Below are 14485 nucleotides of genomic sequence, written 5' to 3'. Positions count from 1 at the left end.
CTCTCGCAGGGTAGCCCACGCCCCGGCTCCCATGCCACGCCCTGGCGATAGCCTCATACCGAGCCCGGTCCGCACCCAGGTCCACAGGGACCGCCGTAGCATGTTCGGCGTGACTGCTGCGCGTACCTTCCGACCGGCCGACTACACGGCACATCTCTTCGATCTCGACGGGGTCATCACCCCGACGGCCGAGGTGCACATGCGCGCCTGGGCAGACATGTTCAGTCGATTCCTCACCTCTCGCGGCATCGACGAGCCGTACACCGACGCCGACTACTTCGCCCATGTCGACGGGCGCCCCCGCTACGACGGCGTGCGCACCTTCCTCAGCTCCCGGGGGATCACCCTGGAAGAGGGCATCGACGATGATCCCGGCGTCCAGGATCCCGGTGCGGAGACCGTGCGCGGGCTCGGCAACCGCAAGAACGACCTGGTGCTCTCGCTGCTGCGGGCCGACGGCGTGGCGCCCTATCCCGGGACCGTCACCTACCTCGATGCCCTGCCCCCGACCGCGCGGCTGGCGATCGTCTCCTCCTCCCGCAACGCGGAGGAGGTGCTGAGCGGAGCGGGACTGCTGGACCGCTTCGAGCACATCGTCGATGGCAACGTCGCGACCCGCGAGGGACTGCCCGGCAAGCCGGCACCGGACACCTTCCTCTACGCCGCCCGGCTGCTCGGAGTCGAGCCCGCGGACTCCGTCGTCTACGAGGACGCCGTCTCCGGCGTGCAGGCAGGTGCCTCGGGTGACTTCGGCGCAGTGATCGGTGTCGATCGCGGCGCCGGCGCTGCCGAGCTCGCCGCAGCCGGTGCCACCTTCGCCGTCGCAGACCTGGAGGAGCTCGCATGACCCGCCTGCGCTCGCTGCCCGCCGACCCCGTCGACCGCACCCAGCTCCCACTCGATGAATGGCGCCTGGTCGAGTCCAGGCCCCCTCAGGACCTGGGCCTCGCCGAGACCCTCTTCGCGACCGCCAACGGGTACATGGGGATGCGCGGGACCCCGGAGGAGGGCCGGGACGCAAAGACCCACGGCACCTTCCTCAACGGATTCCACGAGACCTGGCAGATCAACCACGCCGAATCCGCCTTCGGCTTCGCGCGCACCGGTCAGACCATGATCTCGGTGCCCGATTCGTCAGTGCTCAAGCTCTACGTCGACGATGAGCCGCTGCTGCTGTCGATCGCCGATCTCGAGGAGTACGAGCGCTGGATCGATTTCTGCGAGGGGGTGCTGCGCCGGGAGCTGATCTGGCGAACCCCGGCCGGGAAGCGGGTCCGGGTCAGCAGCGCCCGGATGGTCTCCTTCGCGCAGCGGCACCTGGCGGTGATGACGTTGAAGGTGGAGATGCTCGAGGGCTCGGCCCCGATCGCGATCTCGTCACAGATCATCAACCGCGAGGACTTCCGGGACGACTTCGGCAAGGGTCTCGTGGGCGGAGCGGTCACGGACAAGGCCGACCCACGGCGCACCACCGACTTCACCCATCGGGTGCTCGAGCCGCTGCAGGACTGGCACAGCGAGCGCCGGATGCTGATGGGGTACCGGGTCGCCAACTCGGGGATGACGATGGCCGTCGGCGCGGACCACCAGGTGGAGTCCGATGCGGAGGTGACCCAGCTCGTGGACACCTCCGCGGATCTCGGCCGCCAGGTCGTGCGCGCCCATCTGGAGGAGGGACAGTCGCTGACCGTCCGCAAAGCAGTCACCTACCATTCCTCGCGCTCCGTCCCCCACCGCGAGCTGTTCGACCGCTGCCGGCGCACTCTGGATCGGGTCCGCGAGAGCGGCTTCGAGGTGCAGTTCGCTGAGCAGCAGGCATACCTCGACGACTTCTGGCTGCGCTCTGACGTGCAGCTGCCCGGGCAGCCCGCGGCGCAGCAGGCGACCCGCTGGTGCCTGTTCCAGCTGGCCCAGGCCGCCGCCCGCTCCGATCAGTGGGGCATCCCGGCCAAGGGCGTCACCGGCTCGGGGTACGAGGGGCATTACTTCTGGGACAGCGAGATCTATGTGGTCCCGTTCCTGACCTTCACCCAGCCCCGGTGGGCGCGCAATGCCCTGCGCTTCCGCACCAACCTGCTGCCCAAGGCCCGCGAACGTGCTCGGGAGCTGAACCAGCGCGGAGCGCTGTATCCCTGGCGCACGATCAACGGCGATGAGGCCTCGGCCTATTACGCCGCCGGCACCGCGCAGTACCACATCGATGCCGACGTCGCGTATGCCTTCGCCCAGTACGCCGATGTGACCGGCGATCTCGACTTCCAGCATCGCGACGGGGTCCCGGTGCTGGTGGAGACCGCGCGGATGTGGGCTGATCTCGGGTTCTGGCGGATGACCGCCGATGGCGCAGCGAGCTTCCACATCAACGGCGTGACCGGCCCCGACGAGTACACCACTGTGGTGAACAACAACATGTTCACCAACGTCATGGCCCGCTTCAACCTCCGGCGTGCCGCGCGGGCGGTGCGCGAGCTGCGCGCTGCGGACGACAGCGCCTACGAGAGCATGCGCGTCGAGCTCGAGCTGGACGAGATGGAGCTCGAGCAGTGGGAGGCCTGCGCGGACGGCATGCATGTCGCCAAGGACGAGTCGCTGGGGATCCATCTGCAGGAGGACCGCTTCCTCGAGCGGGAGATCTGGGACCTCTCGAGCACCTCGGACGAGGCCTTCCCGCTGCTGCTGAACTACCACCCGCTGGTGATCTACCGCTTCCAGGTGCTCAAGCAGGCAGATGTCGTGCTGGCGCTGTTCCTGCGCGGGAGCGAGTTCACCGCCGAGGAGAAGCGCGCGGACTTCGAGTACTACGATCCGATCACCACCGGGGACTCCTCGCTCTCGGCGGTGGTGCAATCGATCATGGCGGCAGAGGTCGGCCATCAGAAGGCCGCACTGGACTACTTCCGTGCCGGACTCTTCGTGGATCTCGCCAACCTCCACCACAACACGGCCGACGGGGTGCACATCGCCTCCGCGGGCGGGGTCTGGAACGCGCTCGTGCACGGCTTCGGCGGGATGCGGCACGACGACGGCCAGGTGTCCTTCGACCCGCGGCTGCCCACCGACTGGCCGGAGCTGTCGTACCCGCTCACGGTGCGGGGCTCCCGGTTCCGGGTCCGCCTGGTGCGCGAGGAGATCTCCTTCACGCTCGAGAGCGGCGATGAGGTCGAGGTCACGGTGCGCGGCGAACGGGTCACGGTCGATGCGGGGGGCGTCACGGTGCCGCTCGTGGATCAGGGGCCGTTGCTCGACGATTCCGTGCTGGCCAGGCCCGTCGGGCTGGGCGATGAGCGCGCCGACGGCTCGATCATGACCTCTCACGTCCCCGGCGATCCCGACGATCCCTGGGAGTACCCGGTCGCCAGTGACCCTGACGACATCATCGACGAGAGCTGATCGGCGAGCTGACCGGCCGGGCCGCGGAGAACCTGGTGGAATAGGCTCGATCAGCGCCCATCCTCGGCGCACAGACCCTGAGCCCGGAGCAGCACGGTGACCTCTTCACGACCGCGACGCATCAAGCCGGTGGTCGAGCTGTCCCGACCCCGGCTGAGCGTCCTGCACGTCCTGAACCGGGTGCGGATGCGGATGCTCGACATCCAGGTCTGGGACGTCGCGGGCACGATGACGTTCTATCTGGTGCTCTCGCTGTTCCCGGGCGCGGTCGCAGTGGTCTCGATGATGTCGCTGATCGGGATCGAGGCGGAGACGCTCACTGCGCTGTCCGGAATGATCACCGAGATCTTCCCGACCCTGGACCCCCGCCCCTTCCTGAGCGCGATCCAGGCGGTGTCCTCCACCAGCGGCGGTCTGCTGGGCCTGCTGCTGGGCACGGCCGGCTCGCTGGTCTCCGCCTCGAACGGGGTCGCGGCCTTCCACCGCGCCCTGCATCGCGTGTATGACACCCGCGAAGGGCGTCCCTTCCTCCTGTTCCGCACCATCGTGTTCGGCGAGACCATGCTGATCGTGTCCGTGGTGCTGCTGGCCATCGGCATGATCATCGTGGGCGGCGAGGCCTCGCAGCGCATCGGCGAGTTCGTGGGCATCCCGCGGATCGCCTTCGCAGCCTGGAACCTCGTGAAGTGGCCGATCTTGCTGGTCATCCTCATCATCGGGGTGTCCATGGCGTACTACCTGTTCCCCAACGTGCGCCTTCCCCGCTACCGGCTGATGACGCTCGGTTCGACCGTGAGCGTGCTGGTGCTGTTCGGCACCGCGCTGATCGCCGGCCAGCTGATGGTCTACGCCACCCGCTTCGCGGAGATCCTCACCGCCCTGAACGGGCTGATCGCGATCCTGCTGCTGATGTGGATCTCGAACATCGTGGTGATCTCCGGAGCGGCGCTGGACGCCGAATTCCTGCGAGCACGCCAGATCGCCAGCGGCCTGGATGCCTGGCACCGCATCGTGCTCGACCCCCACGCCACGCACACCCTCGACTTCCTCGCCGCGGACGCGGTGCGGGCGGAGGAGCTCGGCCGCGTGGTCGCCGAGGCGGCCCGTGACGGAGAGCCGCTGCGCCGGGAGCGAGGACCGTGGATCGTCGACGCCCGCAATCCGCTGGCCGTCAACCCGCCCGCGCGCCACCGCATCACCAGCACCCCCCTCCCTCCCGCACAGGGCGGGCCCACTGATCCCCCGCACACAGGAGAACTCTCCGCATGACCGTCCGCCCGATCACCATCGTCGGCCACCGCGCCCTCTCGCAGCGCACCCGGCGGGTCCGCGAGGTCACCTCCGAGCTTCGCGCCCTGGTCGCTGACATGTTCGAGACCAACGATGCAGCCAGCGGTGCCGGGCTCGCCGCGCCGCAGGTCGGCTCGCGCTGGCGCCTGTTCGTGTACTCGTGCCCGGATGCCGGCGGAACCCTGCGGCGCGGGGTGGTCATCAATCCCGTGCTGGAACGCTTCGGCGGGATCGAGCTCGACGAGGAGACCCTCGAGGGCTGCCTCTCAGTCCCCGGCGAGGGCTTCCCCACCGCCCGCCACCGCGGGGCACGCGTGACCGGCATCGATCTGGAGGGTGCCGAGGTCGTGGTGGAGGACGAGGGCGGGGTGCTCGCCCGCGCCCTCCAGCACGAGGTCGACCACCTCGAAGGATCGCTGTACCTGGACCGCCTCTCTCCTGCCCGCAAGCGGGAGGCGCTGGACGCGGTGCGGGAGCGAGGCTGGCGCACCCACGGCATCCTCACCTGGGACCCGCGTGAGCTCGAGGCCGCTGACGTCTGATCTCGCACGGCGCAGCACCGTCACCGCGGTCACACCGACCCTCCGTGCAGTGCCGTCGCCCAGCTCGGCTCGCTATCCTGGCGCCATGGAACGCCCGTGCCTCTCCCGTCGTCATGCCCTGCTGCTCCCTGCCACTGCGGCCGGGCTGGGAGGGCTCGCGGCCTGCGGGCCCGAGGATGAGGGCTTCGGCACCGCCGCGCCGCTGCGCGCGGAGGACGGCACGATCTCGCTCGAGGACGTGCCCGAGAACGCCAGCACCCTGGTGAACTTCGGTGGCAAGGAGCCGTTCGTGCTGCTGGTGCGCGGCGCCGGCGAGGACATCGCTGGCTACTCCGGCTACTGCACCCACAACGGCTGCGCGCTGCGCCAGGAGGAGAAGGAGCTCGACTGCCCCTGCCACGGCTCCCGCTTCGATGCCACGACCGGTGACGTGCTGGTGGGCCCCGCCACCCGCCACCTCCCCGAGGTCGCCGTGGTGGTCGAGGACGGTCAGATCCGCCGTGAGCAGTGACGTGAGCAGTGATCCGTCGATGACAGCGAGCCAGGAGAAGACGCATCGCGATGTCGTCTCCTTCGTGCGGCGCGGGGAACGACTGACCCAGGGTCGCCAGAACGCCTGGGACCGCCTCTCCCCCTTCTACGTCATCGACCCGCCGCGCGGACATCGCGACACCCTGCCCGCCGAGGGGACCCGCCTGGATCCCGCAGCGGTCTTCGGCCGGAAGGCCGAGCTCGTGGTCGAGGTCGGCAGCGGCACCGGCGAGAACATCGTCGCCGCCGCCCTCGCCCATCCCGAACGTGATCACCTCGGAGCCGAGGTGTACCTGCCCGGGCTCGCCCAGACGCTGAGCCGGGTGGAGCGTTCGGGAAGTCCCCAGAACCTGCGGATGCTGCCGCTGGATGCGCAGCGGGCGCTGCCCGCGATGCTGCCCGAGGGCTCGATCGACCAGCTCTGGGTGTACTTCGCCGATCCCTGGCCCAAACAGCGTCACCACAAGCGCAGGCTGATCAACCCGCCGTTCCTGGACGCGGTGCTGCCGCTGCTGGCCGACGGTGCGACATTCCGCCTGGCCACCGACTGGGCGCAGTACGCCCACCACATGAGGACCCAGCTGGATCCGCGTCCCGAGCTCGCCCTGCTGCATCCCGAGGGGCTCCGCCCCGAAGGGAGCTCCTCGGACGCGATCCCGGCGAACATCCCGACCACCGGATGGGCGCCACGTTTCGAGGGTCGTGTGAAGACCGGCTTCGAGAGCAAGGGCCGGACCGCGGGACGCCTAATATGGGATCTCGCGTATACCCGGGTGCCTCGGTACCCGGGATAGTACGGCGCCCCGGGCATCGGGGCGTCGTCGGCAGCGTGTCCGCCTCGGCGGCACCGTCTGAGAGGGACACCGAATGAATGACCCCGCCGACGTCGATCTTCCCGCTGACTGGGATGATGACGAGAATCCGCGCACCGATCGGCGCCGCAGCCGACGGGCGGCGCTGATCGCCCTCGGGCTGGTCGCCGTGCTCGTGCTCGGCGTGGGCCTGGTGATCGGCAACTACCTCAACGGGCTCAAGGACTCCTACGAGAAGCGCACCGTGGTGCAGATCACGCGCGGCGCCTCCGACGGAGACCGCCCGGAGGCGATCGAGGGCAGCGGTCGTAACTTCCTGCTGCTGGGCTCGGACAAGCGATCCCCCGAGGACGCCGCCTCCGAGGGCGTGAGCGGGCAGCGCTCGGACGTGATGATGCTGGTGCACATCAGCGATGACAACCAGAGCGTGTACATCACCTCCTTCCCGCGCGACCTCTATGTCGACATCCCCGGCCATGGCAAGGACCGCATCAACGCGGCACTCGCCTTCGGCGGCGTGGGCCTGGCGGTGACCACGGTCGAGAACTACACCGGGGTCCCGATCGACCATGTCGCACTGATCGACTTCGACGGCATCGAGGGCCTGGTCGACACCCTCGGCGGAGTCGACGTGAAGATTCCCCAGACCTTCGAGGCGCAGGGCCACCAGTTCACCGAGGGCACCCAGACCCTCAACGGCGAGGAGGCCCTGGCCTTCGTCCGCGAGCGCAAGCAGTTCGCCGAAGGCGACTTCCAGCGCAACCGCAATCAGCAGGCGGTCCTCAAGGGCATCGCCGACAAGCTGATCAGCGCTGACACGCTGAGCGATCCCGGCAAGCTCGCCGACACCATCGAGAGCATCTCCCCGTATCTCACCACCGACGACGGCCTGAGCGCCGGCGCGATGGTCGAGCTCGGACTCTCCTTGCGATCGGTCCGCAGCGGGGACATGTACTTCCTCTCCGTCCCCCACGCCGGGCCGATCACCACCAGCGGCGGAGCCAGCGTCGTCGGCACGGATGACGAGGCGATGGAGGTGCTGCGCGAGGCCCTGCGCACGGATGACATGGGAACCTATTACGCTCAGCACGCAGGGACGTACTGATCCGCCGGGAGCAGCGTCCCGTACACAGACCATTCGACGCCTGGAGGAAACAGTGGCCAATCCGCTCGTGAGCATCGTCGTCCCCGTGGCAGGAATCGTCGCGGCCACCGTCGGCAACAAGGCCGCAGCCGCTGGCTGGGGCGCCGTCTTCGGGGAGGACGCCCCCACCGTCAAGGCACAGAAGTCTGCGAAGAAGGACGTCGCGAAGCGTCGCAAGCAGGCGAAGAAGGACGGCCTCTCGAAAGCTGAGATCGCGGCGATCAAGGATCCCGAGGACGACCAGCCGCTCTGGAAGATCCTGCTCTGGGCGACCGTCTCCGGGGTCATCCTGCAGGGACTGCGCGTGGCTGCCAAGCGCGGAGCCAAGAGCGGCACGGAGCGCCTGACCTCCCGCCGTCCCCGCCCCAACCGCGGCTGAGCCCCAGCGCGAGCCCGACAACACCTGCTCGCCCGCCAGGCCCAGCCCACCGGGTCAGCCCACCGGGTTCAACCCACCGCGACCTCGACGACGAAGGGCGCCCCGCAGAAACCTGCGGGGCGCCCTTCGTCGTCGTGACTGCCGGCTCAGAACTCCGGGACGTCGACACCTTCGCTGAGCGTGTCGAGCGCGTCTCCGGTCACCAGGAAGCCGATGCGTCGCACCAGGGAGACCGCGTGGTCGCCGATGCGCTCGTAGAACCGGATGAGCAGCGTGAGGTCGATGACCTCGGCGTTGGTGTAGATGTCCTCGCCGCTGCTGGAGATCTGGCGCGAGATCTCGATCATCAGATCGTCGAGCTGATCGTCCTGCTTCTCCACCTGCGCCCCGAGCGCCAGATCACGGCTCTGGATGACCTCGGTCGCCCCCTTGAGAGCAGTCAGCCCGAGCTGGGACATCTTCGCGATCTGCTCGCGATGCTGCTCCGGGACGGCCGGGTCCGGATGCGTGCGGCGCGCGACCAGCGCGACATGCGCGGCCAGGTCGCCCATGCGCTCGAGCGATGAGCTCATGCGCAGGGACGCGACCAGCAGTCGCAGGTCGGTGGCCACCGGGGACTGCCGAGCCAGCAGCTCGACCGCCTTCGCATCCAGCTCCAGCTGGCGGGCATCGATATGGGGGTCGGCCGTGACGACCCGCTCCGCGAGGGCGAGATCGCCCTCGAGCAGGGCGGTGGTCGCGTCCTCGAGGGCCGTCCCGACCAGCTCGGCCATGTCGACCAGGTCATCGACGATATGCCGCAGGTCGCTCTGGTACGCCTCGCGCATGGTTACTACTCCTCTGTCTGAAGGGACCTTCGCCACCGATGATCGCAATCTCGGGTGAACGGACTGCGGCGGCCGGTGAACGTGAAGCGTAGTCCCCATGAACTCCTGACCTCATTGTCCTTCATGCTGGCTGGGCAGTCCGGGAGAGCGCGGCCGGGGGCCTAGGCTGTACGGGTGCCCCTGTCTGCGCTCCTCGTGCTCGCCGGCGCGATCGGTCTGGTGATCGGCGTCGCCGCGATGCTTGCGCTCGCCCCGCCGCCGCGGCGCCGTGCAGAGCCGTCGACAGCCCCCGGCCAGAACGTCCCCGAGGCCGCGGCCGAGGTCCTCGCGATCCTCTCCTCCGCCTACGTCGTGCTCGACTCCAGCGGTGACGTGCTGCGCGCCTCTCCCCTGGCCTACTCCTACGGCATCGTGCGCGCCTCCGAGGGGGACTACCCGCGCCTGGCCAGCGCCGAGCTGATGGCGCTCGCGGCCGATGTGGGCCGCAACGGCGGGTTCCGCGATGAGCGCCTCAGCCTGCGCCGCTCGTCCCAGGGCGATTCCGATGCCGTGATCGATGTGCGCATCGGGGCCCTCGGCGAGCATGGGGCGCTGCTGCTGGCCGACGATCTCACCCGTGCGGTGCGGGTCGAGGAGACCCGTCGCGACTTCGTGGCCAATGTGTCCCACGAGCTGAAGACCCCCGTCGGCGCCATCACCCTGCTGGCCGAGACGATGGAGGACGCCGCCGAGGACCCGGACGCGGTGCGCCGCTTCGCCGAACGGATGCAGACGGAGTCCCGCAGGCTGTCGCACCTGGTCAAAGAGATCATCGAGCTCTCCCGGGTCCAGGGCGGCTCCGCACTGCCCGACGCCGAGCCTGTCGAGATCGACGAGGTGATCGAGGAGGCGGTGGCGCTGAACCGGAACTTCGGACTGGGCTCGAAGATCGAGGTCAGTGTGGGCGGGACACAGGGGCTGACCGTCTTCGGCTCCCCCGCCATGCTCACCACCGCGCTGTCGAACCTGATCTCCAACGCGATCTCCTACTCCGATCCGCACACCCGGGTCGGGGTGTCCGTGCGCCGTGATCACGGCATGGTCGAGATCTCCGTCAAGGATCAGGGCATCGGCATCTCCAAAGAGAACCTCGAGCGGGTCTTCGAACGCTTCTTCCGCGTCGACCGCGCCCGGTCGCGGGCCACCGGCGGCTCCGGGCTGGGCCTCGCGATCGTCAAGCACATCGCGAGCGACCACGGAGGTGAAGTCACCGCCTGGTCGATGCCGGGCCAGGGATCGACGTTCACGCTCCGACTGCCGGAGATGGGTCGGACCGAGACCATCACCGTCGGCGCCCGCGCGGTCGATGACCCCCACAGCAGCCCATCCGCCTCGATGACCCGTCATGGGTCGGGAAAGGGACATTGATATGACGCGCATCCTGATCGTGGAGGACGAGGAGTCCTTCTCCGATCCCCTCTCGTACTCGCTGCGGAAGGAGGGCTACGAGGTCGCCGTCGCAGACACCGGCACCGACGGGCTGCGGATCTTCACCGCCCACGGTGCCGACCTGGTTCTCCTGGACCTGATGCTCCCGGGGATGAGCGGCACCGAGGTGTGCCGGGAGATCCGCCGCACCTCGACGGTGCCGGTCATCATGCTCACCGCCAAGGACGACGAGTTCGACAAGGTCCTCGGCCTCGAGCTGGGCGCCGACGACTACGTCACCAAGCCGTACTCCTCGCGAGAGCTGCTGGCCCGGATCAAGGCGGTGCTGCGCCGCGGCCAGGACTCAGCCGAGACGGAGGAGTACACCACCCTGAACGCCGGCGGCATCATGATGGACGTCGAGCGTCACGTGGTGGAGGTGCACGGCACCGAGGTCGCACTGCCGCTCAAGGAGTTCGAGCTGCTGGAGATGCTGCTGCGGAATGTGGACCGGGTGCTCACCCGCGGGCAGCTCATCGACCGGGTGTGGGGTGCCAATTACGTCGGCGACACGAAGACCCTCGATGTGCATGTCAAGCGGCTGCGGGCCAAGATCGAGGATGACCCCAAGAACCCCGTGCACCTGGTGACCGTGCGAGGACTGGGCTACAAGTTCGAGTCCGGCAGCTGACCCTCACCGGGACGACAGCATGCAGAACGCCCCGCAGCCGAGGCTGCGGGGCGTTCTGCATGCTGGATGGTGACAGCGGCGGGTCTCAGCCCCCGGCCGGCTGTTCGAAGTCGTAGTAGCCCAGGCTGGTGTCGAGCGTGGGCAGGGAGATCGTGGTGGTCTCGTCGCCAGCGGTCACATCGAGGTTGAGGATCGTGCCGGTCTCCACGTCGAGCGCACCGACCGGGACCAGCTGCTGGCCCTCGCTGGGGCCGAGCTCGACGACACCGTGCGCGGGGACCTGCACCTGGGCGGAGAAGATGGCACTGCCCTCGGCGCTGCCCTCGACCTCTACCGTGATCTCCTCATCGGAGTAGTTCACAACCGTCGAGGAGAACACCGGGGTGCCATCTTCACCAAGGACCAGCACGGCATTGCGCACGCCGGCGAAGAGGGTGCCGTTCTGCTCGAGATTGGCGTTGGTGCCGTCGGCGGCCTGATAGAACTCATGGGTCTGCACCGGGCTGAAGTACGTGCAGCCGGTGGCCGCGAGCGCCAGGCCCATGGCGGCGGCGGAGAGCACGAGACGGCGGGGACGGCGCACGGAGGACTCCTCTTCGATGCCGGATCGCGGCACAGACGTTCTAGGGACAGCTCTGACAGGTTACCCCACCACAAGCCCCGCGCGGCCCCGGGGCGGCACGGCGTGACCGGGTCGATGCAGGAGAAGCCGGAGGGGCTCTCCTGAGGTTCGCGACCGCCGTTCCCGAGGGCGTACGGCTGGTGAGGCAGGAGCGCCGCACTGTGCCCCAACGGCGATCAGCCCGAGCTGTTGGGCGAGCGCTCCGGCAGGTCAGCGGGCAGGTCGGTGCGCATTTTAGCGTGACCCCCCGGTGCTAGACTGGTCGGCGGAAAGGGGACCCACCACATGAATTTTGCTGTCGGCGAGACCGTCGTCTACCCGCACCACGGTGCCGCGCTCATCGAAGAGGTCAAGACCCGCACCATCAAGGGGGAGGATCGCACCTACCTCAAGCTGAAGGTTGCCCAGGGAGATCTGACCATCGAGGTCCCCGCCGACAACGTCGATCTCGTGGGAGTGCGCGACGTGGTGGACAAGGAGGGCCTCGAGGAGGTCTTCGAGGTGCTGCGTCAGCCCTATACGGAGGAGCCCACCAACTGGTCGCGCCGCTACAAGGCGAATGTCGAGAAGCTGGCCTCCGGAGACGTCAAGAAGGTGGCCGAGGTCGTTCGTGATCTGTGGCGCCGCGATCAGGATCGCGGGCTCTCCGCCGGTGAGAAGCGGATGCTGTCCAAGGCCCGTCAGATCCTGGTCTCCGAGCTCGCACTCGCGGAGAAGACCGACGAGGCCAGCGCCGAGTCGATCCTCGACGAGGTCCTCGCCTCCTGAGCCCCCTGCCCCCCGTGTCACCCCTCCCGACCGCCGCGACAGTGCGGCCCGTCGTCCTCGCCCTGGCTCCCCCCGCGCCAGGTCTCTCCCGCGGTGCGGCGACACCATGTCTCGAGCTGCTCGGCGGTTCGCGACTGATCAACCGGCTGCTCGGCACCCTCCACGGCCTCGGGCTCCCGATGCCGCTGGTGGTCACCGCCGACGTCGCCGCATCGCAGCTGCGTGCGGCCCTCGATCCCCGCATCCCCGTCGTCTCTGTCGCCGGCGATCGCCGCAACGCTTTGCAGACGGTCCTCGAGCGCACCGACGAGGAGCTGCTGCTGCTGCATGATGCGGAGCGCGCGCTCACCCCGGCCTCTGTCATCACCGAGGTGCTCTCCGCTCTCGAAGCCAGCATCGATGCCGTGGTGCCCGTGATCGCCCTGACCGATTCGGTCAAGGAGGTCCGGCCCGACGGCCTGCGGAACATCGACCGCACCACCCTGGCCGGCCTGCAGAGCCCCCGGCTGCTGCGGCGCGAGCTGCTGGAGAGGGTGCTGGAGCCTGCTGCTCCGGAGAGCATGCCCCGCGCAGGGATCGATCGCGGACGCTTCGACGAGATCCTCGTGGCCCTCGAAGGCGGGGCCGAGGTACGCACCGTGCAGGGCTCTCATTCCGGTTTCGCGGTACTGGACCGACTCACCCTGTGGCAGGCGCAGATCTCCCTGGGCCTGGCCCGGGACACCTCGCACCGGTACGGCATCTCACGACGCGGCTGAGAGGCCGCGCAGGGAGGTTCCCCGGGAAATCAGGGCCGTCGCCCGGGCAGGTCGCGCAGACAGTCCGCCCGGCGGCCAAATCGCCCGGCAAAGTCGCGCAGATAGGTCGCGCAGCACCCCGCAGCTCAGCGGCCGCTGCGGCTGCGCCAGACGGTCCGGAACTCCGCGGCCATCCGGCCCGGTTTGGACAGCGTGCGCACCGGCAGGCTCGTGGCGAGCTCCCCGGGGTCACGGCGCAGCCGTCGCATCAGGCGCCGTGGCTTGCTGGAGATCCGCTGGCGGAGATCCGGCAGATAGTCGTCGGACACATCCAGTCTGGTCACGGCTCCGCAGCCGGTGCACTGGATCTGGGACACGAACCTGCCGGCGTAGACGACCACGTGCTCCGCCTCCTGATCGCAGGCGGTGCAGCGCAGGTAGCTCTCCTCGACGTTCATCGGCTCCTCCTCACCCTGTCCTCAAACCTAGCGCGCTGACCACGTCCTGGGCCAGCAGCAGATCCTGGGCGTAGGTGATCTTGAAGTTCGTCTCCTCGCCGCGCACCCAGGTCACCGGGATGTCGGTGTACTCCTCGGCGCAGGAGGCGGTGTCAGTGCCGACGAATCCGTCCCGGGCCGCGGCCTCATAGGCGTCCAGGATCGTGGCGGCGTGGAATCCCTGCGGGGTCTGCACCCTCACCAGGGCGTCCTCTCGCAGATCGGCGCCGGGAGCCAAGGTGTGCCCCGGCCCCGCTGAGGCGATGTCCAGGGCGGGGATGCCCGGAACCGCCCCGCCGCTCTCCCTGGCCGCATGCAGCACTGCTGAGACCAGGCCGTGGGAGACCAGCGGGCGGGCGGCGTCGTGGATCAGCACAGTGTCCACCGCGCCGGAGTCGATGCGGTCCGCCAGATGGCGCAGTGCCAGCAGCTCGGACTCCTGGCGGGTCTCGCCGCCGGTGATGATCTCCAGCGGATGCTCGGTCTCGCGCGAATCCACGAAGCGGGCGTGTTCGAGATCGTCCGGTCGCACTACGAAGACCAAGATGCCTATCCCCTCGACCGCGGCGAGCGTGTTCAGGCCCCAGCCTGCGATGCTGCGACCAGCCAGGGGCAGGAACGCCTTGTTGATGCCGGCGCCCACGCGGGTGCCCGAGCCGCCGGCGAGCACGACTCCGGCCGCCCGCCCGGGCGGACGGGGAGTGCGGAGGCGTCGGGGCTGAGTCACGCTGGCATCGTAGACGGCCGCGGACCTCTCGTGGATCACCCAGCGAGGACGTGACAGAATCGACCCTCGCCGGTGTCTTCCGGTCCTCACCCGACAGCCTCCTCAGATCGTCGGGACGCTG

General features: G+C 68.9%; 16 protein-coding genes. 12 read left to right on the top strand and 4 right to left on the bottom strand.

The window, feature by feature from the left end:
• Window positions 1-100: 100 nt before the first annotated feature.
• From ACT3UF_RS12910 to ACT3UF_RS12875, 8 genes are all read left to right on the top strand, one after another.
• A complete protein-coding gene (locus ACT3UF_RS12910; protein WP_441444727.1) occupies window positions 101-847 on the top strand; it encodes an HAD family hydrolase in 747 nt (248 codons plus the stop codon).
• Window positions 844-3390, top strand: coding sequence for a glycoside hydrolase family 65 protein (locus tag ACT3UF_RS12905; protein WP_441444728.1), 2547 nt, complete (start codon window positions 844-846; stop codon window positions 3388-3390). Before ACT3UF_RS12910 ends, ACT3UF_RS12905 begins: the two co-directional genes overlap by 4 nt.
• A gap of 96 nt (window positions 3391-3486) precedes the next feature.
• Window positions 3487-4659, top strand: a complete 1173-nt coding sequence (locus ACT3UF_RS12900) for a YihY/virulence factor BrkB family protein (protein ID WP_441444729.1) — start codon at window positions 3487-3489, stop codon at window positions 4657-4659.
• Complete coding sequence (gene def / locus ACT3UF_RS12895; protein WP_441444730.1) at window positions 4656-5222, top strand: peptide deformylase; 567 nt, start codon at window positions 4656-4658, stop codon at window positions 5220-5222. Before ACT3UF_RS12900 ends, def begins: the two co-directional genes overlap by 4 nt.
• 85 nt (window positions 5223-5307) lie before the next feature.
• Window positions 5308-5733, top strand: coding sequence for a ubiquinol-cytochrome c reductase iron-sulfur subunit (locus tag ACT3UF_RS12890; RefSeq protein ID WP_441444731.1), 426 nt, complete (start codon window positions 5308-5310; stop codon window positions 5731-5733).
• Window positions 5723-6547, top strand: a complete 825-nt coding sequence (trmB, locus tag ACT3UF_RS12885; RefSeq protein ID WP_441444732.1) for a tRNA (guanosine(46)-N7)-methyltransferase TrmB — start codon at window positions 5723-5725, stop codon at window positions 6545-6547. Before ACT3UF_RS12890 ends, trmB begins: the two co-directional genes overlap by 11 nt.
• A gap of 73 nt (window positions 6548-6620) precedes the next feature.
• Window positions 6621-7670, top strand: coding sequence for an LCP family protein (locus ACT3UF_RS12880; protein ID WP_441444733.1), 1050 nt, complete (start codon window positions 6621-6623; stop codon window positions 7668-7670).
• A gap of 67 nt (window positions 7671-7737) precedes the next feature.
• The gene (locus tag ACT3UF_RS12875; protein ID WP_441444734.1) at window positions 7738-8088 is read left to right on the top strand and encodes a DUF4235 domain-containing protein; all 351 of its coding nucleotides are present in this window, start codon (window positions 7738-7740) and stop codon (window positions 8086-8088) included.
• A 146-nt stretch (window positions 8089-8234) separates the two neighbouring features.
• Here ACT3UF_RS12875 and phoU read toward each other — a convergent pair whose 3' ends face one another.
• Window positions 8235-8915, bottom strand: coding sequence for a phosphate signaling complex protein PhoU (gene phoU, locus ACT3UF_RS12870; RefSeq protein ID WP_441444735.1), 681 nt, complete (start codon window positions 8913-8915; stop codon window positions 8235-8237).
• A gap of 174 nt (window positions 8916-9089) precedes the next feature.
• On the opposite strand from phoU, the gene ACT3UF_RS12865 reads away from it, so the two are divergent.
• Window positions 9090-10322: a sensor histidine kinase gene (locus ACT3UF_RS12865; protein WP_442332149.1), complete on the top strand. Its 1233-nt coding sequence runs from the start codon at window positions 9090-9092 to the stop codon at window positions 10320-10322.
• Window position 10323: 1 nt separating this feature from the next.
• Entirely contained in the window at window positions 10324-11013 is a 690-nt protein-coding gene (locus ACT3UF_RS12860; RefSeq protein ID WP_441444737.1) for a response regulator, read from the top strand.
• 85 nt (window positions 11014-11098) lie between these two features.
• Here ACT3UF_RS12860 and ACT3UF_RS12855 read toward each other — a convergent pair whose 3' ends face one another.
• Window positions 11099-11596, bottom strand: a complete 498-nt coding sequence (locus ACT3UF_RS12855) for a hypothetical protein (protein ID WP_442332150.1) — start codon at window positions 11594-11596, stop codon at window positions 11099-11101.
• Window positions 11597-11920: 324 nt separating this feature from the next.
• Here ACT3UF_RS12855 and ACT3UF_RS12850 point away from each other — a divergent pair, with 324 nt between their 5' ends.
• Window positions 11921-12403 (top strand): CarD family transcriptional regulator, encoded by a 483-nt coding sequence (locus ACT3UF_RS12850; protein ID WP_441444739.1) that lies wholly within the window; start codon window positions 11921-11923, stop codon window positions 12401-12403.
• A 14-nt stretch (window positions 12404-12417) separates the two neighbouring features.
• Window positions 12418-13161 carry a 2-C-methyl-D-erythritol 4-phosphate cytidylyltransferase gene (locus ACT3UF_RS12845; RefSeq protein WP_441444740.1) on the top strand — a complete coding sequence of 248 codons (744 nt, stop codon included), beginning with the start codon at window positions 12418-12420 and terminating at the stop codon, window positions 13159-13161.
• 125 nt (window positions 13162-13286) lie between these two features.
• On the opposite strand, the gene ACT3UF_RS12840 is transcribed toward ACT3UF_RS12845, so the two are convergent.
• A complete protein-coding gene (locus ACT3UF_RS12840) occupies window positions 13287-13598 on the bottom strand; it encodes a hypothetical protein (protein WP_441444741.1) in 312 nt (103 codons plus the stop codon).
• 10 nt (window positions 13599-13608) lie between these two features.
• The gene (locus ACT3UF_RS12835; RefSeq protein ID WP_442332151.1) at window positions 13609-14364 is read right to left on the bottom strand and encodes an IspD/TarI family cytidylyltransferase; all 756 of its coding nucleotides are present in this window, start codon (window positions 14362-14364) and stop codon (window positions 13609-13611) included.
• Window positions 14365-14485: the final 121 nt, after the last annotated feature.

Source organism: Brachybacterium sp. AOP24-D1-21, assembly GCF_052378665.1.
Taxonomy (GTDB): Bacteria; Actinomycetota; Actinomycetes; order Actinomycetales; family Dermabacteraceae; genus Brachybacterium.
The sequence above is the reverse complement of the archived record's forward strand: the minus strand, read 5'-3'. Positions and strand labels throughout refer to the sequence as shown.